The organism is Streptomyces sp. NPDC050658 (assembly GCF_044457025.1).
Classification (GTDB): Bacteria; Actinomycetota; Actinomycetes; order Streptomycetales; family Streptomycetaceae; genus Streptomyces.
In genome coordinates this window covers 45,337-67,296 of record NZ_JBITGM010000013.1, presented here as the reverse complement: position 1 = coordinate 67,296, position 21,960 = coordinate 45,337, and the positions used below count along the sequence as shown (strand labels likewise).

Here is a 21,960-nt window from a genome sequence, read left to right as displayed (position 1 = left end):
CATCGCACTCCGCCGCGGGGAGGGGGAGATGCCGGGCCGACCGCGCGGGGGTCGGGCGCCGCCGAGCGCGCCGTTCGTGACCTAATGAGATCGCACGGCTACCTTATGTTTGTGCTAGAGAGTCGCTTTCTTGGCGTTTCTGATCATTTTCGATCTGGCCCCGGTGACCCTGACGGCCCCTCCGCGCCGCCCTGGTTCCAGGTCCGCCTGACCTTCGGTGACGGGGCCGTCGTCGACGCCCGCGCCGTGGTGTCGGAGGGCCGGATCACCATCGGCGACGTGCAGACCTCGGGGCCGCCGCCCGCACCGGACGCTCCCGCACCTGCCGCGCCCGCCATGCCTCCCGCGCCTCCCGCGACGCCGGAGGTGCCCGCCCCGCACCGCCGCGCCCGCCCCTCCTGGCCGCGAGGCCGAGCCGGGCGCCGCCTGGTGGCCGAGACCTACCGCGCGGCGCAGGGCGAGGGCCGTGACCCGGTGCTCGCCGTGATGCGCGCGACCGGGCACAGCAGGCGCAAGGCGCTCAGGCTCGTCGCGGCCGCCCGTGACGCGGGCCTGCTGTCCCCGCGCCACAACCGCCGCTGACGGCGGCGGCGCCCGCCGGGCCCGTCACATCTTCTGCATCCTGCCGATCTCGGCCGTCTGCTGGGCGATCACGTCGTTCGCCATCTCCTCGACGAGGAGGTTGTTGCCCTCGGACAGCGCGTCCGTCGCCATGGTGATCGCGCCGTTGTGGTGAGTGATCATCAGCTTCAGGAACAGCTCGTCGAAGGCCTTGCCCTTGGCGGCCCGCAACTGCTTCAGCTGGGTCTCCGTCGCCATGCCGGGCATCGTCCCGTGGTCGTGCCCGTGCTGCTTCTTCGCCCCGCCGTTGTTCTTCAGCCACCCCTTCATGGCGCCGATCTCCGGGCGCTGCGCGGCCGTGATGCGGTCGGCGAGCCGCTTCACCTTCGCCGACTCGGCACGCTTCGGGGCGAGTTCGGTCATCTTCAGGGCCTGCGCGTGGTGCGGGATCATCATCTGTACGTAGCTGAAGTCCGCCGAGTTGGGCGAGTCGTCGTCGGTTCTCTGCTTGGCGGCGTCCTCGGCGGACATCGTCGCCGCCGTCTCGCCCGGTTTGCCCGGAGCGATCACGGAGGGCCCTGGAGCAGCCTTCTTCCCGGAAGTTGACCCGTCGTCGGATCCGGAGTCACAGGCACCGAGCGCAAGGGCGGCGGCCATGACGGCGGCCGTGAGGAACGCGGTTGCGGCGGGCGTACGGCGGTTGAGCACGGCTGCCTCCTGTGGTGTGCGGGGAAGTTGGGACCGTCCTAGCACGGTTACGCACGCAGGTGATCAAAAACTTTCATTACAGATGCGTTGCCATCTGTTGATCTGTGCATGATGAGCACGATACTGCGTGGTGTCCGTGAACCGTTCAACTGCGAACGGCGACTAGGGAGGACGCAGTGACCCTGTTGAGCAATTCCCGAACACGGCGCAGACGCTTGGGCGTCGGCGCGGCGGCGCTCGGTCTGATCGCCGCCCTGTTCAGCGCGGCGCCGGCCGGAGCGACGCCCGACCCGGGCGACTCGCCCGCCGCGCCCAAGGGTGTGTCGAAGAGCGATGCCGCCGACGCGAAGGCGGCCATCAAGAGCGGCGAGATACCGGCGCCCGACGAGATCGTGCACTCAGACAACATCAAACACCTGGGCAACATCCCCAAGGACGTGCTGCCGGGGACCAACTCCGACCTCGCCTTCCAGGGGAAGTACGCCTTCGCGGGCAACTACGACGGCTTCCGCATCTTCGACATCAGCAACCCGAAGAAGCCGCGGACCGTGTCCCAGGTCCTCTGTCCCGGATCGCAGAACGACATCTCGGTCTCGGGCAATCTGCTCTTCCTCTCCACCGACTCCTCGCGCAGCGACAACTCCTGCAACAGCACCACGCAGCCCGCTACCGAGAAGTCCTCGTGGGAGGGCATGAAGGTCTTCGACATCAGCGACAAGGCCAACCCGAAGTACGTCTCGGCCGTCGAGACCGCCTGCGGCTCGCACACGCACACGCTGGTGCCGGAGAAGAAGAACGTCTACGTGTACGTCTCCTCGTACTCCCCGAGCGCGACGTTCCCGGACTGCCGGCCGCCGCACGACGGCATCTCCGTCATCAAGGTGCCCCGCAAGGCCCCGCAGAAGGCGGCGGTCGTCAACTTCCCGGTGCTCTTCCCCGGTGACGGACCCGACGGCGGCGGCAACCCGGGCGGACCCACCAACCCGGGTGTCTCCAAGACCACCGGCTGCCACGACATCACCGTGCTGCCCTCCAAGGACCTCGCGGCGGGCGCCTGCATGGGCGACGGCATCCTGTTCTCCATCAAGGACCCGGAGAACCCGAAGATCATCGACCAGGTCCAGGACAACACCAACTTCGCGTTCTGGCACTCGGCGACCTTCAACCAGGGAGCCAACAAGGTCGTCTTCACCGATGAGCTGGGCGGCGGCAGCGCGGCCACCTGTGACGAGGCCACCGGTCCGAACCGCGGCGCCGACGGCATCTACGACATCACCGGCAAGGGCGACAAGCGCAAGCTGGTCTTCAAGAGCTACTTCAAGATCCCGCGTCACCAGGCCGCCACGGAGAACTGCGTGGCCCACAACGGCTCCGTGATCCCCGTCAAGGGCAAGGACCTGATGGTGCAGGCCTGGTACCAGGGCGGCGTCTCCGTCTGGGACTTCACCGACTCCTCGAAGCCGAAGGAGATCGGCTACTTCGAGCGCGGCCCGCTCAGCGCCGACACGCTTGTCACCGGCGGCTCCTGGTCGGCGTACTACTACAACGGCTACGTCTACTCCAACGACATGGCCAAGGGCTTCGACGTCCTGAAGATCGACGACAAGCGGACCGACCCCGCCGAGCGGGTCCGGCTCCGTGAGCTCAACGTCCAGACCCAGCCGGACTACTTCGACTGAGCGGACCGCGTCGCCTGCGTGGTCTGATCCAGGACCCGCGCATGTGTCCCGTCGGGCGGCTCATCGCCCGGCGGGACCCCCGACCCCCAGTCAAGGCCGTACCGCTGGAACAGCTCGGCCCGCAGCGTGCAGGCCGGCATCGGCGCCCCCGGCAGCAGCACCGCGAAGACCGCGCCCATCAAGAGCGCGCGCAGCAGCGGATAGTCGGTGTCCACGTCGAGCGAGCCATGGCGGACGACCGTGTCGCGCAACAGCTCCGCGAGACGCTGCTGCTCCGGGCAGCGCACGAAGCCCTCGGCCTGCAGGATGCCCGCCATGTGCGTGCGCATCAGGACGGGCTGCTCCTGGGCCAGGCCCAGGATCGCGTCGATGGCGCGCGCCAGGAGTTCGTCCCCGTCCGTGGTGCGCGGCTCGCGTTCGAGCGCGGCCTGGAGGGTGCGGTGCATCAGCCGGTGCACCGCCGACTGCAGCAGCTGACGCTTGCCGGGGAAGTAGTACGACACCAGGCCGCGGGCGGATCCGGCGCGGTCCGCGATGTCGGCCAGGGTCGTCGCCTCATAGCCCCGCTCGGCCACCAGCTCCACCGTGGCCTGCAGGAGCCGCTCCCTTGAGCGCCTTCGCAACTCTTCATTGACCGATGCGCTACGCGGGGACATTCTGTAACTCCTGCGTTGACTGGCTCAGAGCCAATATACTCAGCGCGTCCCGGGCCAAGACCCCCAGTGGGTGTCTCATGGCCCGGTGCGACCTGGGGCAGGCAACACCGCGGGGGAGTGTTGCCTGCTCACAGGTGCCGATCGGCCGAACCCTCCTTACAGTGGGCCGGGGGGCCGAGGAGGCGTACCGAGATGGATCAAGAGCAGATTCTGTCCAGGATCGCGTCGATGGTCGACGACGAGCGGACGCTGCGGGACTCCCTTGCGTCGGGAGCGATCGACGAGGCCACGGAACGGGCGCGGCTCGCCGTCCTGGAGCGTGAGCTCGACCAGTGCTGGGACCTGTTGCGCCAGCGGCGCGCGAAGGCCGAGTACGGCGAGAATCCCAACGAGGCGCGGGTTCGGTCCGCCGCCCAGGTCGAGGGCTACCAGTCGTAGGGCCCGCGCACCGTACGCCACGTACTGCCCGTACTGCACGTACTCCACGTTCTGCACGCGAAGGAGCCCGCATGGGTGCCGAGCGAGGCAAGCCGTACCGGGGCGAGCTGATCACCGTCACCTTCGAAGCGCGCCGGTGTCTGCACGCCGCGGAGTGCGTCCGCGGCCTTCCGCAGGTCTTCGACACCGGACGCCGCCCCTGGATCTCCCCCGACACCGCCCCTGCGGACGAGGTCGCCGAGGTCGTGCGCCGCTGCCCGTCCGGAGCACTGCAATATCGACTTGTCGACGGCACGACGGAGCGCTCGACCACCGCCACCACCGTCGAGCGGACCGCCGACGGCCGGCTCGTGCTCCGCGGCGATCTGCGGATCACGGCGGCGGACGGCGGGACGGTGCCCGAGACGCGCGCCATGCTGTGCGGCTGCGGCGCGAGCGGCAACCAGCCGTACTGCGATCTCGCCGGACCCTGCGGGGCGTCCGGGGGACATGCCTGAGCCACGGACCCGCCCGGCACTCAGACCTGGTCGACGAGATCGAGGACCGGGCGCAGCCCCTCCGGCCGCAGGTCCGCCGGCAGGTGATCCACGAAGTGCACGGCGCAGCCGAGCGCGGCGGCGCCGCCGTCGGCGTGCCGGTCGTCGCCGACCATCAGCGCGTCGGCGGGATCGACCCCGAGCGCGTTCAGGGCGTGCGCGAACAGGCGCGCGTCCGGCTTCTGGACGCCGTGCTCGTACGACAGGGTGTACGCGTCGACATGGGCGTCGAGGCCGTGGGCGCGGAAGACGGGACGCGGATCCCAGCCGATGTTGCTCACCACGCCGATGCGGACGCCCCGCGCACGCAGCCCGATGAGCACCTCGGCGGCATCGGTGTACGGACGCCACGCCTCCGGCGCCATATGGCGGTCGTACAGGGCGTCGTGCAGCCCAGGATCGGGCAGCGCGACCTGGCGGGACAGACCGGTGTACGCGGCACGGTGCCGCTCGGGGCTCTCGTCACGCGTTGCGTACAGCTCGGTGAGCTCTTCGGGTACGACGGCGGGGCTCGCCCCGCCGGGCAGCGCACCCGCCCGCTCCAGCGCGCCGGAGAGCCGCACGGCCTCCGCCCCGTCGACCGGTATGCCGGCCTCGCGCAGCACGGCGCGCAGCCACGACTCGGTGGACTCGACACGGAACAGCGTCCCGGAGAAGTCGAAGAGGACGCCCTTGATCGTCATGGTGAAGATCCTCCGGGAGCGACGGAGGAACGGTCAAGTGCGGGCTTCTTCAAGGGGGTTGGGGGCGTCTTGATGCGCGTACGCCGCCGTGGCCGGCCTCAGGTGCTTTCGGACGCCCGCGCCCCCGGCCGGTACGCGTACGTCGCCACCGCCGCCGCCACCATCAGCGCGCCCAGGAACCAGCCGCCGACGACGTCCGACGGCCAGTGGACGCCGTTCCAGACGCGGGTCACGCCGACGCCGACCACCGAGACCGTCGCGACCGTCAGGCCCGTGCGCCAGGCGAGGGGGCCCACGCCGTACACACGCAGGAGCCAGAGGAGCAGTCCGCAGACCACCGTCGCCGTCATCGCGTGGCCCGAGGGGAAGGCCGCGTACTGCGCCGAGTCCACCGGGTCCGGCCACACCGGGCGCGGCCGGTCGACCGCCGCCTTCAGGCCCTGCTGCACCAGGGTGCCCACCGCGCACGTCGCCGCGAGCCACAGCGCGAGCCACCACGCCCCCCGGAAGGCGAGCCAGATCACGGTCACGGTGCACAGTGCGCGCATCGTCCACGGGTCCCACACCCAGTCGGTCAGGACACGGCTGACGTGCGTGAGTCCGTCGTGCGCGACGGCCCAGCGGTGCGTGGTGCGCGCGATGTCGCCGTCCAGGTCCATCAGCGGGCTCCACTCCAGCTCCACCAGGAGCAGCAGCAGGGCCGACGGCACGCAGAGGAGCGCCGCGACGAGTGCGGCGCGGGAGCCGGGGTTACGGGACGGTCGGGGTGGCGGAGCGAGCGGCGCGGCGGGGTGCATGGAGTGATCCTCGCCGACGGGTGGCGTCGGGGGCCATCCCGGGGTGGGTGCGCCGTACGGCTACCCCAGCGCGTGCAGCCCCGGCACGAACGTCACGAGCAGCGGCACCACCGGGACCAGCGCGGCGGCGGCCGTGAGGCGCAGCCTGCGGGCCGCGGTGAGCCGCGGGCGGGCGGCGAGCAGCCGGTGCACGCGCTGCGGGACATGCGCCTGCGGGGTGGGGCAGGGGCCGAACACGCCCCGGTCCTCGTTGAGTTCGACCAGCGCGAGGGCGATCGTGAGGCGTCCGAAGCGGCGCGACGCCACGTCGTCGGCGGCCAGCTCCACGAGCCGGTGCATCTCGTCGCGGAACGCGGCGAAGACCGGCACCTGCGGGAAACCGGCGGCCAGCGCGCCCGAGCAGTGCAGCAGCCAGTCGTGCCGCGCCTGTGCGTGCCCCTGCTCATGGGCGAGCACCGCGTCCAGCTGACGTCCCTTCAGGCGCTGCAACGCGGCGGTGGTGATGACCAGTTGGGGTGCGGCACCCGGCAGCCACCAGGCGTCGGGGCGCTCGCCCTCCAGGACCACGAGCCGGTCGGCGCCGGGCTCCTCGCCGGGCAGCAGCGGTGCGCGGTGCAGGAGTTCGACCCGCCGCTTGCGGCGCCGGGTGCGGGCCCGCGCGATCTCCCGCGTCAGCATCGCCGCGGTCCACACGCCGCCGAGGGCCAGCGCCACGGCCGTCGCGGGCGCCCAGGCGCCGCCCGCCCCGAGCGCGTACGCCTCCACCACATCGCTCGGCGCGGGGGCGAAGAGACCGCCGCGCACCGCCTGCCACGCGGCGGCGGAACTCAGGGTCATCGACAGGGCACAGCACAGGAGCACACCCGCCACGACGCACTGCCACGCCCACAGCGCGACGATCGGCTCGCGCTCCGGCCAGTCGGCCCGTGCGAGAAGGCGCGGGGCGACGACGGCGGTGAGGGCGCCCAGCAGCAACAGCGCAACGGGGAGCAACATGCGTCCAGCCTATGAGCCAGGCGCTACCGAAGGGTATGGCCTATCGCCTCAAGTGACGCACGCCACGGTCCCACGGGGGTTGGACCGGTGATCACCGGTCATGCCGAGCCGAGGGTCACCTGCCCCCTCGGAGGGGCAGAGAGCCACCTGCCCCTCAGAGGGTCACCTGCCCCTCAGAGGGTCAGCAGCATCGCCACCATCGCGATGCCCATCGAAAGCCGGCAGACCATCGCGAGCTCCGTACGGTCCGCCCACCCCACGACCGCGCCGCCGCCCCCCTCCGTCGCGAGCGTCCGGACCGGCAGCAGCCGCACCCCCGACCAGAGCACGTATCCGGAGAAGTAGAGCAGCAGCATCCCGGTGAGGGCGGGCGCGCCACCGCCGCCGCCGTGCCCCGCGTGCGCGGCGGGCGTCGCCGCCATCGCCACCGCCATGTAGACCATCGCGCCCGCGCCGACCAGGTGGTGCAGATGGTGCGGATCGCGCCGGGCCGCCCAGAGTGCCCGCAGCGCCGCCGCGCCGAACACGACCGCGTACGCGGACCAGGCCCACTGGGGCGGGCTCAGTACGGCGGCGGGCACGGCCATCACCGCCATCCCGAACCCCATGAGCGCCTCGCCGCCCGCGGTACGGCGCTGTTCCTCGACCCGGCTGCGCAGCCGCAGCAGACAGTAGGACCCGGTCGCCGCGCAGAGCGCGACGAGCAGCCAGCCGGCCTGCGCCGGTCCGTGCACAGCGCACCTCCCCCGATCGACGCCGTCGTCGGGTCGATGCCCGGGCGCGGGGAGTCGTATGCGAGCGCACGGGGGTACGTGGGGCGCGCAGTGGGGGCGGGCGGCGTGGAGGGGGAGTGTGGCATCCAGGATATTTTCTAGGTAAAACACTTGTTAAGCTTCTCGGTATGAGCAGCACACCACCCTCCCCGTCCCGCCCCGCTTCCCCTCCCGTCCGCCGGCTTCCCCTGGCCGGTGTGCTGCGTCTGGCCAAGCCCTCGGACATCTGGTTCAAGCCCGCGTCGAGCGTCGTCGTCGCCTCCGCGATACCGAACCTGACGCTCCTGGCCATCGGCCGCCTCGACCTCGTGATGTACACGATGGCCGGATCGTTCTGCGCCCTCTACACGCACAACCTTCCGTACGCCGCACGGGCCCGCGCCCTGGCCTGGGTCGTGGCCGGCATGCTCGCGAGCGTCGGCGCGGCGATGCTCACCGCCGCGCTCACCTCGTCCGCGGTGATCCTGGTCGCCGTCGGCGCGCTGCTGGCCGCCGCCCAGAAGGCGGTCTGCGACGCCACCCGCGTCGGCCCGCCCGGCCACCTCATCTTCACGTTCATCAGCTCGGCCACGCTGTTCGCCCCGCAGCACCTGGCGCAGATCCCCGGCCACCTCGCGCTGACCCTCGGCGCGGGCGCCGTCGCCTGGCTGGTCGGCATGGCGCCCGCCCCGCTGCGCCCGCACGGCCCCGAGCGCCGGGCCACCGCCCGCGCCCTGCGCGCCGCGGCCGGCTACGCGGAAGCCACCGGCGGCGGCCGGGAGCGGGCCCGCGCCGGTGCGGCCGCCGCGATCCACGCCGCCTGGCAGTCGCTGCTCGCCACCGGCACCCGCACCGGGCCGCGCCGCGCCCTCGAACTCCTGGTGATCCAGGCCGAGGACGCCCTCGCGGCACCCGACGCGGCGGACCCCGCCCTGCTGCGGTCCTGGGCGGCCGGACTTCGCGGCACGGGAACCGTCCCGCACCCCGACGGCGTACGGCCCGAGGCGGAGGCGGAACTCATCGGCCTGGAAGCCGAAAGGGCCGCCGCGAAGCACCCGCTGCGGCGCTGCTTCACCGCCGGATCGCCGCTGCTGCCCATCGCCCTGCGCACCGCGCTCGGCTGCGCGCTCGCCGGATACGCCTCGCTGGCCCTCGGTGTCGGCCGCCCCTACTGGGCACTCGTCACGGCCGCCTCGCTCTACCAGGCCAACGTCACGCTCACCTGGAACAGGGGAGTGCAGCGCGTCGTCGGCAACCTCGTCGGCGTACTCGCCTTCGCCGCGATCGCGCCCTTCGCCCACCTCGGCCACGCCGAACTCATCGTCTGCTGCCTCGCGCTCGCCTTCGGCGCGGAGGCGCTGATCACCCGCAACTACTGGCTGGGCAGCGTGTGCGTGACGCCGATGGCGCTCCTGGTCACCGAGTTCGCCCGCTTCCAGGAACCCGGCGAGCTGATCCTCGACCGGATCGTCGACACCCTGGTCGGCGCGCTGCTCGGCATCGTCGCCGCGATCGTCGTCACCAACCGCCGTGCCGCCGACCACATCGAACTGGCCATCGACGCCACGGACCGCGCCCGCGCCCACGCCGAGCGCGCGCTCGCCGCCCCCACGCCAGACGGGGTGCGCCCGGCCCGCCGCCGCCTCACCGCCGCCCTGGTCGACCTGCGGGCCGCCGACGACGCGGCCGCCGGCGAATGGTGGCAGCGCGCCCTGCCCCAGCAGCGGGTGCTCGTCGCCGAGCAGGCCGGACACCGTACGCTCGCGGCAACGGTGACGGCGACGAGGAACGGCGAGGGCGCACAGGCATGACGAACGGGAGCGGACCGGGCGCGACGGGTGACACCGTCGCCGCGGTGGTGCGGCAGTGGCAGACGGTGCGGCCCGACATCGACACCGGGCCCATGGAGGTCATCGGCCGCATCAACCGCTGCGCGGCCCTCCTCCAGCAGGCCGAGGACGCCCCGCTGCGCCGCGTGGGCCTGACCCGCCCCGAGTTCGACCTCCTGGGCGCGCTGCGCCGCACCGGCCACGAACTGACCCCGAGCGAACTGGCCCGCGAAACCTTCTCCTCGGGCGCGGCGGTCACCAAGCGGCTCAAGCAGTTGCAGGAGCGTGAACTGGTCGACCGCCGCGCCGACAGCCGCGACCGCAGGGTTTCCCATGTCTCGCTGACCGACGCGGGGCGTGACCTCGTCGACTCGATCCTGCCGGATCAGCTGGCGTACGAGACGGTGGTGCTGGGCGGTCTTGAAGCGGATGACCAGGGTCAACTGAGCGCGCTGCTGGGCGAATTGCTGTCCCAGCTGGAGGGGCGCCTGGGGCTGACGCCGGGGCCGGGCCCCGTAGGGGCGCGAGGAACTGCGCGCCCAGCCACAACGAAGCCGCAGACGACAGACGGCGCCTAGCAGCCGTCCTCCACCGCCGCCGCCAGCAGCTCCCGACTCTCCGGCTCCACGAACCCCGCGTAATACTCGTGCAGCGCACTGCGCCCCAGCCGCGCCGCAAGGGGACCGTCCCCCGCAGAGATCGCCGCCAGCACCTCGCGATGGTGGCCGATGGACCGCTCCATCCAGGCCGCCGCGTCCGACTCACCCGCGATCTTCTTCTCGATGACCTCGACCACCGCCTCGTGCACGGCCCGAGCGCACAGCCCGAGCAGCGAGTTCCCGCTCGCCTCGGCGATCGCCCGGTGGAACAGCGCGTCCGCCTCGCTGAACGCGTGCAGGGACGCCGCGCCTCCGCTGAGCGACTCCATGCGGGTGATCTGTTCCCGCATCCTGGCCAGATCCGTCTCGTCGTGCAGCCGCGCCGCGAGCCGGTTGCTCTCGGCGTCGAGGACCATGCGGAACTGCACCAGCTCGCCGAGCGACGCCACATTGGAGCGGGTCAGCCGGGCCAGGGCCTGGCTGAGATTGTCGGGGGAGACACCGAGGACCTCCGCGCCCAGCGGGTCGCCGGGGCGGGAGCGGATCAGGCCCGCAGACTGCAGGACCCGCAGCGCCTCGCGGACGGTCGAGCGGCCGACGCCGAACCGGTTGACCAGTTCGCGCTCGGCCGGGAGCCGGGAGCCCGGCGGCAGATCGCCCGCGACGATCCGCTCCTCTATCTGCTCGGCCACCCGCTGATAGGCGCGCACGGGTGTGACCGGCCGGAACAGGTCGGTGTCGTCGGCGGCCATCGGCCCGCCCCCTCCGCGGCAGAAGATGTCGGCGCGGCGAAACCAAGATCTGATGGTTGACCCGGCCCTGGACGTGGCGGCAGAGTACGGGAACTCAACTGGTCTGACCAGTCGACTGGCCTTGTGGCCAACCGACTTGGAGGTGGCATGCGAACCAGCTCACGTACCTCTACCTCTACCTCTACCTCTCCCTCTAGTTCTGCCTCTGCCTCTGCTTCTGCCTCTGTTCCGACGGCCGCTCCCGCGATCGACGCCGAGGCCGTCGTCGCCTTCACCCAGGACCTGGTCCGGCTGCGCACCGTCAACGCGACCGGCGCCACCGAGGTGGAGCGGCCCGCCGCCGAACTCGTCGCCCGGCTCTTCGACGCGTACGGATGGACGTACGACGTGGTGGAGGTCGCGCCGGGACGGCCCAACACGGTCGCCGTCATCGAGGGCGGGGGCGGCGACGGGCCGACGCTGATGTTCGAGGGGCACATCGACGTCGTCACCGAAGGCGACCCGGCGGACTGGAGCGTCGATCCGTACGGCGCCGAGATCCGCGACGGGAAGCTGTGGGGGCGCGGCTCGGCCGACATGAAGTCCGGGGTCGCCGCGATGATCCACGGCGTACGGGCGCTCCAGCTCGCCGGTCCCTTCCCCGGCCGGATCGTCGTCGGTGTGCTGTGCGACGAGGAAGGCCTGATGCTCGGTGCGAAGGCGTTCGCGGCCACCCCGCTGGCGCGCGAGGTCGACGGCGTCATCGTCTGCGAGCCCGAGGGGTACGAGGTCTGCACGTCGGCCCGCGGCGGCATCCGGCTCCGCCTCGACCTGAACGGCGTGATGGCGCACGGCGCCATGCCGCAGGAGGCGAAGAGCCCCATCGTCGCCGGCGCGCGCGTCGTCGACGCCCTCGCCCGCGTCCAGTCCTGGGCCGAGGAGCGGTACGGCACCCATCCGCACGCGGGCAGCGTCACGGTCACGCCGACGGTGCTGCTCGGCGGCGACCCGGACCAGCTGAACGTCATCCCCGCGCGGGGTGTCGTCGGCATCGACGTACGGACGATTCCCGGCACCGACCATGCCGAACTCATCGACAGGATCAAGGAGTTCGCCGTCGAGGCGGCCTCGCGGGTGGGCGTGGGCGTCGATCTCGCCGTCGTCGACGACCGGCCCGCCATCGAGATCCCCGAGGACCACCCGGTGGTCACCGCCCTCGTCGCGGGCCACCGCCAAGTACACGGCTCCGCGCCGCCCTTCGGGGCCGTGCCCGGCACCACGGACGGCACCATCCTCACCCGCGACGCGGGCCTGCCGACGGTCGTGTACGGGCCGGGCGGCAAGTGGATCGCCCACCAGAAGGACGAGTTCGTGGAGGTGTGCGAGATCGTCGAGTACACCCAGGTGTACGCCTCCGCTGCCCGCGCCTTCCTCGAAGGGTCCGCCGGGGGCGCGCGATGACGACGTACCCCGTGGGACTGCCCGAGGGATTGCCCGTGGGCGACGGCTGGGTGGCCGCGCCCGCCGCCCGCGCCGTGCGATTCCCGTACGACGGCGGTGAGATCGGCACGGCGCCCGTCGGCGACGAGGCGCTCGCGGCGCGGGCGGTCGAGCACGCCACGGCGATCCGCGGCCGGGTCGGAAAGCTGACCGCCGGGGTGCGGCGCCAGGTGCTCGCCTCGGTCGCCGTCGAACTGGCCGAAACCGAGCAGGAGTTGGTGGACCTGCTCGTCCTGGAGACCGGAAAGCCGCGGGTCGACTGCGAGGTCGAGGCGCGGCGGACCGTGGCGACGTGGCAGTCCGCCGCCGACGAGGTGGCCCAACTGCACGGCGAGACCGTGCCGTTGGACCTGCATCCTGCCGGGGAAGGCCTCTTCGGCTTCTGGACACGGCGGCCGATCGGGGTCGTCGTCGGCATCGCGGGCTTCAACTACCCGCTCCTGCTGGCCTCCCACAAGATCGCCCCCGCGCTCGCCGCGGGCTGCCCCGTGATCGTCAAACCGGCCCCCGCGACACCGCTCGCCACGCTCCGGCTCGTCCGTCTCGTACGGGAGCGGCTCGTCGCGGCGGGTGCGCCCGCCGGGGCGGTACAACTCGTCACGGGGGACACCGAGGTCGGCCGGACGCTCACCACGCATCCGGAGGTCGCCGCGGTCTCCTTCACCGGGTCCGCGGCCGTCGGCCACCGCATCGCGCGGGACGCGGCGCCCCGCAAGGTGGTGCTCGAACTCGGCTCCAACGCCGCGCTCGTGGTCGCCCCGGACGCCGACCTGGACGCCGCCGCCGACGCGGTGGTGCGGGGCGGCTTCTACGCGTCGGGGCAGGCCTGCATCTCCGTACAGCGGGTGGTGGTGGTCGACGCGGTCGCTGAGGAGTTCGAGAAGAAGCTGGCCGAGCGCGTGCCCGAGGTGGTCGTCGGCGACCCGCGCGAGCCCGGCACCCGTGTCTCGGCGCTCATCGACGAGGCGGCGACGGAGCGAGTGCTCGACTGGGTCGAGCGGGCACGGGCGGCCGGGGCCCGGCTGGTGGCGGGAGGCGGGCGCGCGCCGGACGGCCGGTGCCTCGTCCCGACCCTGCTCGCCGACGTGCCGGACGGCGAACCCGCCTGGGACGAGGAGATCTTCGGCCCGGTCGTCTGCCTGCGCCGCGTACCCGATCTCGACACCGCGTACGACGTGGTCAACGCGAGCCGCTACGGCCTGCACGCCGCCGTCTACACCCGCGACCTGCGGTCCGCGCTGCGTGCGGTGGAGTCCCTGGAGGTCGGCGGCGTCGTCGTGAACGAGGTCCCCGGCTACCGCAGCGACATCGCCCCGTACGGCGGCGTAAAGGACTCGGGCATCGGCCGCGAGGGCCCGCGCTTCGCGATGGAGGAACTGACGGTGACGCGGATGGCGGTGATCCGCCCATGAGCCCCGCGCGCCCTGAGGCCCGCGCGCCGCGCGGGCCTTGAGGTCAGCACGCCGGGAGGCACGGGTGCCCTGACGGTCCGTCGGTCCGGAGTCCCAGGCGCCGCGTGTCCCGCGCGCCGCACCTCCCTTGCACCGGGCAACGCACGTTGCCTGTGCGCGACGTCGCCGGGCCCGTGGCGCCCGCGCCTGTGGGCGTCCAAGCCCAAGGTCTCCGTGCCCACGGCCCCGAGCCCATCGTGCCCCGCCCCCACCCGCTTTCATCCGGGCCCACCCGCCCCACGCCCATCCGAGAAAGGCCCCACCCCATGGATTACGCCAACCTCTTCAGGCTCGACGGGCGTCGTGTCGCCGTCGTCGGTGGTGGCAGCGGCATCGGTCGTGAGTCCGTTCGCGCGCTCGTCGCCCAGGGCGCGCACGTCGTCGTCGCCGACCGGGACGTGGCCGGGGCCGAGCGGACGGCCGCGCTCGCGGGGGACGCCGGTGCGGCCGTCCCGTACGCCCTGGACGTACTCGATCCCGAGGCCGTTCGCGCCGCGAGCGCCGAGTGGGGACCGCTGGACGGTCTGGTCGTCACCGTCGGGGCCAACGTCCGCAAGCGTGTCGCCGACTACACCCTGGAGGACTTCGACCGGGTCATCGCGCTGAATCTGCGGTCCTATCTGACGCTCCTCCAGACCGTGGCGCCCGGCATGGCCGAGCGGGGCCGCGGCAGTGTCGTGGGGTTCGCCTCGATGCGGGCCCTCCAGGTGGAGCCGGGGCAGGGGCCCTACGCCGCGTCGAAGGCCGGCCTCGTCCAGCTGCTGCGGACCGCTGCCGCAGAATGGGGGCCGCAGGGCGTGCGCTTCAACGCGGTCGCGCCCGGCGTCGTCCGTACTCCGCTCACCGACCAGATCGCCGCCGACCCCGCATGGTTCGATGCCTACGCCCAGGCCTCCGCGCTCAAGCGCTGGGCCCGCGCCGACGAGATCGCCGGGGCCGTGGCCTATCTCGTCTCGGACGCGTCCACCTTCGTCACCGGCAGCGTGCTGACCGTCGACGGCGGCTGGACGGCGGTCGACGGCCGTTACGACCCCTCTGTGTGACCACGCACGCCCGCTTGTGTGACCACGCACGCCCGCTCCCTCCCAGTACCCCGCATTCGCTCAAGGAGCCCCCTCATGCCCCCGACCGCCGAAGACAGCGGCGAGCAGGGACCGCCGGCCTCGCCCCTGGACGGTCTGCCCACCCTGCGGGGCGTCGCCCGCCCCTCCCTCTGGCTGCTGCTCGTCCCCGTCCTGCTCTACGGCTCCGCCCCGTTCGTCGCCAACCGCATCGAGCCCCGCGTCCTGGGCGTCCCCTTCCTGCTCGCCTGGGTCATCGCCGCCACCGTGATCAGCCCCCTGGTCATCTGGCTCGCGGCCCGGCTCGACCCCGCCTACCGCACCGGCGCCGTCGAGCCCGTCCCCGCCGATGAACCCGTCGACGCACCCGCCGACGACCGTGAAGGAGACCGCCGGTGAACGGCTCCGCAGCCGTCGCGACCACGATCTTCGCGCTCGCCATGGTCGCCACGATCCTCATCGGCGTCTGGAGCGCCCGCGGCCGATCCAAGGGCCTCGCGGAGTGGTCCGTCTCCAGCCGGGGCCTCGGCGTGCTCTTCATCTGGCTGCTGATGGCGGGGGAGACGTACACGAGCTTCTCGTTCCTCGGGACGGCCGGCTGGTCGTACTCCTTCGGCGCGCCGATCCTCTATCTCGTCGCCTACCTCACCGTCGGCTTCGCCGTCGCCTATGTTGTGGGCCCGGCGCTGTGGACGTACGCGACCCGGCACGGACTCATCTCCATCGCGGACATCGCCGAATTCCGGTTCCGCTCACGGCCGGTGGGCATCCTCGTCGCCGTCGTCGCGACCGTCTTCATCGTCCCCTACATCCAGGTGCAGATTCAGGGCATGGGCGTCGTCGTGAACGCGATGACGTACGACGCCGTCGACCTGAAGGTCGCCGCCGTCATCTCCTTCGTCGTCGCCGAGGTGTTCATCCTCGTGTCCGGCCTGCGCGGTTCCGCGTGGGTCAGCGCGCTCAAGGACATGCTGGTGATCGTCGCCGTCGTGTTCCTCGCCGTGTACATCCCGATGCACTACCTCGGCGGGCTCGGCGACTTCATGCAGCGCATGGTGACGGAGAAGCCCGAGTGGCTGACCTTCCCCGGCCACGCGTCCGGCGGGCGCGACGCCATGTGGTTCCTCAGCACCGTCGTCCTGAACGCCGTGACCATCACCATCTTCCCGACCACCGTGGCCGGTTATCTCAGCGCGAAGAGCCCCAACGCCCTGCGTCGCAACGCGCTGCTCCTGCCCTGGTACCAACTGCTCCTGTTCGTCCCGATGGTGGTCGGCGCCACGGCCCTGTTCGTCATGCCGGCCCTCGGCAACCCCGATCTGGCCCTCTTCGGCCTCGTCACCGATTCGCTGCCCTCACCGGTCGTCGCCCTCATCGGCGTCGCGGGCGCGCTCTCCGCGATCGTGCCGATGAGCGTCTTCATGCTCTCCATCGGTACGTTGTGGGGCCGCACCGTCCTCGGCGGCGGCAACGGAGCCGACCCGCGCGCACGCCGCCGGACGCTCGGCACGTCCGGCGACGCCAGCGACATGCGGAGCAAGCACCTCTCGCAACTGGTGTGTGTCGTCGCCGGGTTGATCGCCCTCGCGGGCAGCCTGTTCTATCCGAACACCCTGGTGGAGCTGTCGGTCCTGTCGTACGAGGGTCTGGCACAGCTCGTTCCCGTGGTGCTCCTCGCGCTGTTCTGGCGGAGGCTGACAGCGCGCGCCGCCGTCGCGGGCATGCTGACCGGGCTCGCGGTGATGACCCTGCTCTGGGCCACCGAGAACGACCCCTTCCACGGCGTGAACGGCGGCATCGTCGCGCTCGCCGCCAACCTCGCCGTGCTGCTCGCGGTCGTCTGGCTGGCACCGGGGCCCGGCCCGGCCGTGAGGGCCACCGATCCGTCCGTACCCGACGAGAGCGCGGAAGCATCCGCCGTCCAGGAGGCCCGATGAACGACGACGTCTTCGAAGTGCCGGGCCTCGCCGAGCCCGTGGAGATACGCGTCGACCAGTGGGGCGTCCCGCACCTGTACGCCGCCTCCCAGGACGACCTCTTCCTCGCCCAGGGGTTCAACGCCGCCCGCGACCGCCTCTTCCAGCTCGACCTGTGGCGACGGCGCGGACTCGGTCTGCTCGCCGAGGTGCTGGGCCCCGCGTACGTCGAACACGACCGCGCGGCACGGCTGTTCCTCTACCGGGGCGACATGGCCGAGGAGTGGCGGGCGTACGGAGCGGACACGGAACGGGTGACGACCGCGTTCGTGCGCGGCATCAACGCCTACGTGCGCCTGTGCCGCAGCGACACCGGTCATCTCCCGGTGGAATTCCGTGAGTTGGGGTACGACCCCGCCTACTGGGACCCCTCCGACGTCGCCCGCATCCGCAGCCATGGCCTCCAGTACAACCTCCGCGACGAGGTCGCCCGCGCCCTCACCCTGCGCGACCACGGACCGGCGGCGGAGGAACTGCGCCGCCGCCGCGAGCCCGCCCCGCACACCCTGCGCGTCCCCGAGGGCCTCGACCTCTCCGTCATCCCGGACGACGTCCTTCGGGTGTACGAGATGGCCACCACGCCCCCATGGGCGGCGGACGCGGCGCCCCGCCAGGGCCTCGACGGATCCAACAACTGGGTCATCGCCCCGTCCCGCACGGCCACCGGACGCCCGCTGCTCGCCAACGACCCGCACCGCGCCATCACCCTGCCCGCGCTGCGCTACCTCGCCCACCTCTCCGCGCCCGGCATCGACGTCATCGGGGCGGGCGAACCGGCCCTGCCCGGCATCTCCATCGGCCACAACGGCCGGATCGCGTTCGGCCTGACCATCTTCCCGATCGACCAGGAGGACCTGTACGTCTACCGCACCGATCCGGCCGACCCGCACGCGTACGAGTACGGGGCCGGCCGGGAGCGGATGACGCGGGTGACGGAGGAGATCCCGGTGCGCGGCGGCGACCCCGTCACCGCCGACCTGTGGTTCACCCGGCACGGCCCGGTGATCCGCGAACTCCCGGAGAAGAACGCCGCGTTCGCGGTCCGCGCCGCCTGGCTCGGCCCCGGCATGGCACCGTACCTGGGCAGCATGGACTACATGCGCGCGGCGGGCCCCGACGCCTTCGTCGCGGCGATGCGCCGCTGGGGAGCGCCCGGCGAGAACCAGGTCTACGCCGCCCCGGACGGCACCATCGGCTGGCGCCCGGCGGGCCGCGTCCCCGTCCGCCGCGGCTGGGACGGCACGCTGCCGGTGCCGGGCGACGGCCGCTACGAGTGGGACGGCTTCCTGGACGTCGACGAACTCCCGGCGGAACGCGACCCGCAGCAGGGCTGGTTCGCCACGGCCAACCAGTTGAACCTGCCGCCCGACTATCCGAACGCCGAGAAGACGGTGACGTACGACTGGTACGCGGGAACCCGCCACGACCGGATCGCCGAGGAACTCGGCTCGCGCACCGGCTGGACGGTCGAGGAGTGCGTCCGCCTGCAGACGGACTACGTGAGCCTGCCGGCGCGCCGTGTCCTGCGGCTGCTCACCGGCATCACGAGCACCGAACCCGCCGTCACCGCCGCGCTCGGCCTCCTCCGCGACTGGGACGCCCGGCTCACCGCCGAGTCACCTGCCGCCGCGCTCTTCGAGCTCTGGTACCGCAGGCACCTGCGCCCCGCCCTCCTGGAGCGGGCGCTGCGCGGTGTCGCGGGGGAGGAGCGGGCCCTCGCCCGGGTGCTGCCGGTGGAGGACGCGGCGGCCGACCCCCGCGTCGACCTCGAACTCCTGGAGGCCGACCCGGACCCCGCACTGCTCCTTCGGACCCTCGCCGCCGCCCTCGACGAGCTCTCCGCGCTGCTCGGACCCGACCCCGCCGCCTGGACCTGGGGCGCGCTCCACCACGCCCACCCGCACCACCCCGTCGCGGCGCTGCTCGACCGCCCCGCCCCGCGGTGGGCCTCCGTGGGGCCCGTGCCGCGCGGTGGCAGCGGGGACACCGTCGGGGCCGCCGCCTATGGGCCCGGCTTCCGGCAGACCGCGGGGGCCACCTTCCGGATCGTCGTCGACGTCGGCTCCTGGGACGAGTCCGTGGCGATGAACTCGCCCGGCCAGTCCGGAGCTCCGGACAGCCCGCACTACGCCGACCTGTTCGGGGCCTGGGCCGCCGACGGCTCCTTCCCGCTCCTCTACTCCCGTACGGCGGTGGAGAAGCACACGCGGCGGACGATCACCCTGCGACCGCCCGCCGCGCCGCGGACTCAGCCGGCCGAACCGAACGGCACGTAGTCCACCTCGTACCCGAAATAGCGCGGACCGGCCAGTGCGAGCCCGCCCGGAGTGATCCAGCGCGGATCGCACCGGGCGGCCAGCACACTGACCCGCAGCCCGTAGCGCAGCCCCTCCGTGGTGACCGGATCGCCCGTACCGCTGTCCAGGACACAGATCAGGTCCGGTGTCGTCACCACCGTCACGCCGTCGCGCACGGCGGCCAAGTGCTCGTTCTGGAAGTGCAGTTCGAGCCCCCGGCCGGAGTCCTTGCCGCTGCCCTCGATGCGGGCCACACCCCGGGCGAAGCCTCGCTCGGTCCGTCTGTGCACGTCCACGACCTTGCCCGTCAGGAGCGCCCTGCCGTCGAGCACGCCCCGCGCCGCCGCCACCGGGTCGGTGTGCGCGGTACGTGCCCCGCGGACCGCCGCGCCGAGCCGCGCGGCGAGCGTGAGCGTCGCGGGGACCAGACCGGCGGCGAGCTGGTCGCCGCGCAGCACGGTGTCCGCGCAGGCGATCTGACAGCCCAGCTCCACACAGACCGCGCGCCCGATCCGCTCGGCCGTGTGGTTGTCGACGGCCTCGACGACGATCGTGTTGCCCTTGTCGTCGGCCAGTGCCATCGGCGAGTTGGGCACCCCGATCAGCCCCGGCAGCACCATCTGCGCCTCGGGGAACGCCCGCCCCATCGCGTCCCCGTCCACGATCGGCAGACCGGCCCGAGCGGCGCACGCGATCGGCAGCATCGAGTTGACCCCGCCGATCTCGATCGGCGCGACATGCGTCGCCCGGCGCCCGATGTGCCGCTCCAGGGCGCGCAGCGCGGTCAGTTCCTCCCGGCCGTTCGGGATGCGCTCCAGGAGCACGGTCGGCGCGCCCATCCCGGAGACGGGGACGACGGTCGCATCGGCGGGCACCTCGTCGATGCCGACGACCCGCACCGGGCCGTGCGCGCGGATGGCCTCGCGGGCCAGCAGCTTCCCGATGTACGGGTCGCCGCCACCGCCGGTGCCGAGTATGCCCGCGCCGCGCGCGATGTCGTCGAGGTTGTCGAGCGTGACCTCACGCATCCGCGCCCGCCCCGCCGCCGATCCGCACCGATCCGGGGATCGCCGCGCGGGTGATGCCCGCCGGATCGAGATCGCCGACCGCCTTCACCCGGATACGGGTCGCGCCGCCGGGCAGATAGGCGAGCGGCACCTCCTCGATGTCGACGACACGGACGCTGCCGGGGCGCGCCCCCGCGTCCAGCGCCCGCCCCACGGCCTCCTCGCGGGCCCCGGCGAGCACCGCGTCCCTGCGCCCTTCCGGCACCTGGAAGACCCGGTCGACCTCACCGCCGACCTGCGTGATCGCCGCCCCCACGGCATTGGCCACATCGAAGTGGCGGGGCCTGCGCACATCGCTGAAGCCCGGCAGCGCGTCCGGCACGAGTACGGAGCCGCCGCCGACGGCCACCACCGGCAGCGCGGCGGCCGAGGTCCGCATCCGGTCGACGCCCTCGGCGAGCCGCCCCGCGATCCGGTCCAGGGCACGCGCGGTGAACTCCCGCCGCAGCTGCGCCACATGACGGCGATCCCCGACCTCCGCACGCCCCGCGGCGACCGCGAGATCCGTCGCCGTGAGGGTCGTGCCGCCGAAGACGAGGGCCTCCTCGGTGAGCCGGTGGCCCACCGAGCGCGGCCCCGTCGCCCCGTCGGACGAGACGAGCGAGCCGCCCCCGATGCCCAGCGAGAGCACGTCGGGCACCCGGAAGTTGGTGCGGATCCCGGCGGCCATGCTCTCGCCGGCCGCCTCGCGCGGAAAGCCACCGCCGAGGACGCCGATGTCGGCCGTCGTGCCGCCCACGTCCAGGACCGCGCAGTCCGCGAGCCCGGAGAGGAACGCCGCGCCCCGCATGGAGTTGGTCGGCCCGGACGCGAACGTCGCCACCGGGTACTCGCGAGCGAAGGCGACGTCCATCAGCGTCCCGTCGTTCTGCGAGAGAAAGAACGGCGCCGTCACCCCCACCTCCGCGAGCGCCTTGCCGAGCGACTCGACCACGACGACCGCGAGGTCCCGCAGCGCCGCGTTGATGATCGTGGCGTTCTCCCGTGCGAGCAGACCGACCCGGCCCAGCTCGTGGGAGAGCGAGAAGTGCGTGCCGTGGCCCAGCTCGGCCCGCAGGATCTGCGCCGCGCGCCGCTCGTCCTCCTCGGCGACCGGCGAGAACACCGACGACACGGCGACCGAGGTGAGCCCGCGCGCCGCGATGTCCGCCGCGGCCCGTTTCAGCTCGTCCGGGTCGAGCGGCGACAGCGGCCGACCGTCGAACTCCCGCCCGCCGTGGCAGAGATAGCCCCGCCCGCCGACGGCGGCGCGCTGCCGCTGGGGCCAGTCCGTCATCGGCGGCAGCGCCGCCGTGGCGGGCAGCCCGAGCCGTACGGCCGCGACGGGAGCGAGCCTGGCGCCCTCGACGAGCGCGTTGAGGAACTGCGTGGTGCCGATCATCACCGCCGAGACGGACTCGACGGGCGGATCGAGCGCCCGGACCGCGGCGCTGACGCCGGAGGTGATGTCGGGCGTGGTGGGCGACTTGGCCGCGGTGAGCACACGGTCGTCGTCCCCGAGGAGAGCGGCGTCGGTGTTGGTCCCCCCGACGTCGATGCCGATACGCATGGTGGTGGTGTCCTTCGTGTGAGGGCAGCTGACGCGTAGTACGGACGTGACGCTCGCCGTGATCAATCGGCCGGAACCAGGCGCCTGCGGACGG

21 protein-coding genes are annotated in these 21,960 nt (G+C 72.7%); 12 read left to right on the top strand and 9 right to left on the bottom strand.

What is annotated here, in order from left to right:
• Positions 1–111: 111 nt before the first annotated feature.
• The gene (locus ACIBKX_RS34350) at positions 112–582 is read left to right on the top strand and encodes a DUF6214 family protein (protein ID WP_399376859.1); all 471 of its coding nucleotides are present in this window, start codon (positions 112–114) and stop codon (positions 580–582) included.
• 24 nt (positions 583–606) lie between these two features.
• Here ACIBKX_RS34350 and ACIBKX_RS34345 read toward each other — a convergent pair whose 3' ends face one another.
• The gene (locus ACIBKX_RS34345; protein WP_399376857.1) at positions 607–1,269 is read right to left on the bottom strand and encodes a DUF305 domain-containing protein; all 663 of its coding nucleotides are present in this window, start codon (positions 1,267–1,269) and stop codon (positions 607–609) included.
• Positions 1,270–1,445: 176 nt separating this feature from the next.
• Here ACIBKX_RS34345 and ACIBKX_RS34340 point away from each other — a divergent pair, with 176 nt between their 5' ends.
• Positions 1,446–2,948 carry a hypothetical protein gene (locus ACIBKX_RS34340; protein ID WP_363274485.1) on the top strand — a complete coding sequence of 501 codons (1,503 nt, stop codon included), beginning with the start codon at positions 1,446–1,448 and terminating at the stop codon, positions 2,946–2,948.
• On the opposite strand, the gene ACIBKX_RS34335 is transcribed toward ACIBKX_RS34340, so the two are convergent.
• A complete protein-coding gene (locus ACIBKX_RS34335) occupies positions 2,936–3,604 on the bottom strand; it encodes a helix-turn-helix domain-containing protein (protein WP_363274483.1) in 669 nt (222 codons plus the stop codon). The two genes, ACIBKX_RS34340 and ACIBKX_RS34335, sit on opposite strands and share 13 nt — an antisense overlap.
• Before the next feature lie 192 nt (positions 3,605–3,796).
• Between ACIBKX_RS34335 and ACIBKX_RS34330 the strand changes: the two genes are divergently transcribed.
• Together ACIBKX_RS34330 and ACIBKX_RS34325 are read left to right on the top strand one after the other, a co-directional pair.
• Entirely contained in the window at positions 3,797–4,042 is a 246-nt protein-coding gene (locus ACIBKX_RS34330; RefSeq protein WP_363274482.1) for a DUF2630 family protein, read from the top strand.
• Positions 4,043–4,113: 71 nt separating this feature from the next.
• Complete coding sequence (locus ACIBKX_RS34325; RefSeq protein ID WP_363274481.1) at positions 4,114–4,539, top strand: (4Fe-4S)-binding protein; 426 nt, start codon at positions 4,114–4,116, stop codon at positions 4,537–4,539.
• 20 nt (positions 4,540–4,559) lie between these two features.
• Here the strand turns inward: ACIBKX_RS34325 and ACIBKX_RS34320 are convergent, their stop codons facing one another.
• The 4 genes from ACIBKX_RS34320 to ACIBKX_RS34305 all read right to left on the bottom strand — a co-directional run bounded on the left by ACIBKX_RS34320 (position 4,560) and on the right by ACIBKX_RS34305 (position 7,788).
• Entirely contained in the window at positions 4,560–5,261 is a 702-nt protein-coding gene (locus ACIBKX_RS34320; RefSeq protein ID WP_363274480.1) for an HAD-IA family hydrolase, read from the bottom strand.
• A 98-nt stretch (positions 5,262–5,359) separates the two neighbouring features.
• Complete coding sequence (locus ACIBKX_RS34315) at positions 5,360–6,058, bottom strand: phosphatase PAP2 family protein (protein ID WP_363274479.1); 699 nt, start codon at positions 6,056–6,058, stop codon at positions 5,360–5,362.
• Between the two features lie 60 nt (positions 6,059–6,118).
• A complete protein-coding gene (locus tag ACIBKX_RS34310; protein ID WP_363274478.1) occupies positions 6,119–7,054 on the bottom strand; it encodes a M56 family metallopeptidase in 936 nt (311 codons plus the stop codon).
• Positions 7,055–7,227: 173 nt separating this feature from the next.
• Entirely contained in the window at positions 7,228–7,788 is a 561-nt protein-coding gene (locus ACIBKX_RS34305) for a DUF5134 domain-containing protein (protein ID WP_363274477.1), read from the bottom strand.
• 167 nt (positions 7,789–7,955) lie between these two features.
• Here ACIBKX_RS34305 and ACIBKX_RS34300 point away from each other — a divergent pair, with 167 nt between their 5' ends.
• On the top strand, positions 7,956–9,617 hold the full coding sequence (locus ACIBKX_RS34300; RefSeq protein ID WP_363274476.1) for an FUSC family protein: 1,662 nt from the start codon (positions 7,956–7,958) through the stop codon (positions 9,615–9,617).
• Entirely contained in the window at positions 9,614–10,213 is a 600-nt protein-coding gene (locus tag ACIBKX_RS34295; RefSeq protein WP_363274475.1) for a MarR family transcriptional regulator, read from the top strand. Before ACIBKX_RS34300 ends, ACIBKX_RS34295 begins: the two co-directional genes overlap by 4 nt.
• Here the strand turns inward: ACIBKX_RS34295 and ACIBKX_RS34290 are convergent.
• Positions 10,210–10,986: a FadR/GntR family transcriptional regulator gene (locus ACIBKX_RS34290; RefSeq protein ID WP_363274474.1), complete on the bottom strand. Its 777-nt coding sequence runs from the start codon at positions 10,984–10,986 to the stop codon at positions 10,210–10,212. The two genes, ACIBKX_RS34295 and ACIBKX_RS34290, sit on opposite strands and share 4 nt — an antisense overlap.
• Positions 10,987–11,133: 147 nt before the next feature.
• On the opposite strand from ACIBKX_RS34290, the gene ACIBKX_RS34285 reads away from it, so the two are divergent.
• The 6 genes from ACIBKX_RS34285 to ACIBKX_RS34260 all read left to right on the top strand — a co-directional run bounded on the left by ACIBKX_RS34285 (position 11,134) and on the right by ACIBKX_RS34260 (position 19,229).
• Complete coding sequence (locus ACIBKX_RS34285; RefSeq protein WP_363274473.1) at positions 11,134–12,426, top strand: M20 family metallopeptidase; 1,293 nt, start codon at positions 11,134–11,136, stop codon at positions 12,424–12,426.
• Positions 12,423–13,877, top strand: coding sequence for an aldehyde dehydrogenase family protein (locus ACIBKX_RS34280; protein WP_363274472.1), 1,455 nt, complete (start codon positions 12,423–12,425; stop codon positions 13,875–13,877). Before ACIBKX_RS34285 ends, ACIBKX_RS34280 begins: the two co-directional genes overlap by 4 nt.
• Positions 13,878–14,182: 305 nt before the next feature.
• A complete protein-coding gene (locus ACIBKX_RS34275; RefSeq protein WP_363274471.1) occupies positions 14,183–14,959 on the top strand; it encodes an SDR family oxidoreductase in 777 nt (258 codons plus the stop codon).
• A gap of 75 nt (positions 14,960–15,034) precedes the next feature.
• Positions 15,035–15,376 carry a DUF3311 domain-containing protein gene (locus ACIBKX_RS34270; protein ID WP_363274470.1) on the top strand — a complete coding sequence of 114 codons (342 nt, stop codon included), beginning with the start codon at positions 15,035–15,037 and terminating at the stop codon, positions 15,374–15,376.
• Positions 15,373–16,914, top strand: a complete 1,542-nt coding sequence (locus ACIBKX_RS34265) for a sodium:solute symporter family protein (protein ID WP_363274469.1) — start codon at positions 15,373–15,375, stop codon at positions 16,912–16,914. The genes ACIBKX_RS34270 and ACIBKX_RS34265 overlap by 4 nt, the downstream gene beginning before the upstream one ends.
• Positions 16,911–19,229 (top strand): penicillin acylase family protein, encoded by a 2,319-nt coding sequence (locus tag ACIBKX_RS34260; protein ID WP_363274468.1) that lies wholly within the window; start codon positions 16,911–16,913, stop codon positions 19,227–19,229. The genes ACIBKX_RS34265 and ACIBKX_RS34260 overlap by 4 nt, the downstream gene beginning before the upstream one ends.
• Here the strand turns inward: ACIBKX_RS34260 and ACIBKX_RS34255 are convergent.
• Both ACIBKX_RS34255 and ACIBKX_RS34250 read right to left on the bottom strand, forming a co-directional pair.
• A complete protein-coding gene (locus tag ACIBKX_RS34255; protein ID WP_363274467.1) occupies positions 19,202–20,278 on the bottom strand; it encodes a DUF917 domain-containing protein in 1,077 nt (358 codons plus the stop codon). The two genes, ACIBKX_RS34260 and ACIBKX_RS34255, sit on opposite strands and share 28 nt — an antisense overlap.
• Entirely contained in the window at positions 20,271–21,866 is a 1,596-nt protein-coding gene (locus tag ACIBKX_RS34250; RefSeq protein ID WP_363274466.1) for a hydantoinase/oxoprolinase family protein, read from the bottom strand. The genes ACIBKX_RS34255 and ACIBKX_RS34250 overlap by 8 nt, the downstream gene beginning before the upstream one ends.
• Positions 21,867–21,960 lie beyond the last annotated feature (94 nt).

Coding starts and splice junctions, on each gene's coding strand:
- ACIBKX_RS34335 (WP_363274483.1), bottom strand. CDS start 3,604: ATGTCCCCGCGTAGCGCATCGGTCAATGAAGAGTTGCGAAGGCGCTCA.
- ACIBKX_RS34330 (WP_363274482.1), top strand. CDS start 3,797: ATGGATCAAGAGCAGATTCTGTCCAGGATCGCGTCGATGGTCGACGAC.
- ACIBKX_RS34325 (WP_363274481.1), top strand. CDS start 4,114: ATGGGTGCCGAGCGAGGCAAGCCGTACCGGGGCGAGCTGATCACCGTC.
- ACIBKX_RS34320 (WP_363274480.1), bottom strand. CDS start 5,261: ATGACGATCAAGGGCGTCCTCTTCGACTTCTCCGGGACGCTGTTCCGT.
- ACIBKX_RS34315 (WP_363274479.1), bottom strand. CDS start 6,058: ATGCACCCCGCCGCGCCGCTCGCTCCGCCACCCCGACCGTCCCGTAAC.
- ACIBKX_RS34310 (WP_363274478.1), bottom strand. CDS start 7,054: ATGTTGCTCCCCGTTGCGCTGTTGCTGCTGGGCGCCCTCACCGCCGTC.
- ACIBKX_RS34300 (WP_363274476.1), top strand. CDS start 7,956: ATGAGCAGCACACCACCCTCCCCGTCCCGCCCCGCTTCCCCTCCCGTC.
- ACIBKX_RS34295 (WP_363274475.1), top strand. CDS start 9,614: ATGACGAACGGGAGCGGACCGGGCGCGACGGGTGACACCGTCGCCGCG.
- ACIBKX_RS34290 (WP_363274474.1), bottom strand. CDS start 10,986: ATGGCCGCCGACGACACCGACCTGTTCCGGCCGGTCACACCCGTGCGC.
- ACIBKX_RS34285 (WP_363274473.1), top strand. CDS start 11,134: ATGCGAACCAGCTCACGTACCTCTACCTCTACCTCTACCTCTCCCTCT.
- ACIBKX_RS34280 (WP_363274472.1), top strand. CDS start 12,423: ATGACGACGTACCCCGTGGGACTGCCCGAGGGATTGCCCGTGGGCGAC.
- ACIBKX_RS34275 (WP_363274471.1), top strand. CDS start 14,183: ATGGATTACGCCAACCTCTTCAGGCTCGACGGGCGTCGTGTCGCCGTC.
- ACIBKX_RS34270 (WP_363274470.1), top strand. CDS start 15,035: ATGCCCCCGACCGCCGAAGACAGCGGCGAGCAGGGACCGCCGGCCTCG.
- ACIBKX_RS34260 (WP_363274468.1), top strand. CDS start 16,911: ATGAACGACGACGTCTTCGAAGTGCCGGGCCTCGCCGAGCCCGTGGAG.
- ACIBKX_RS34255 (WP_363274467.1), bottom strand. CDS start 20,278: ATGCGTGAGGTCACGCTCGACAACCTCGACGACATCGCGCGCGGCGCG.
- ACIBKX_RS34250 (WP_363274466.1), bottom strand. CDS start 21,866: ATGCGTATCGGCATCGACGTCGGGGGGACCAACACCGACGCCGCTCTC.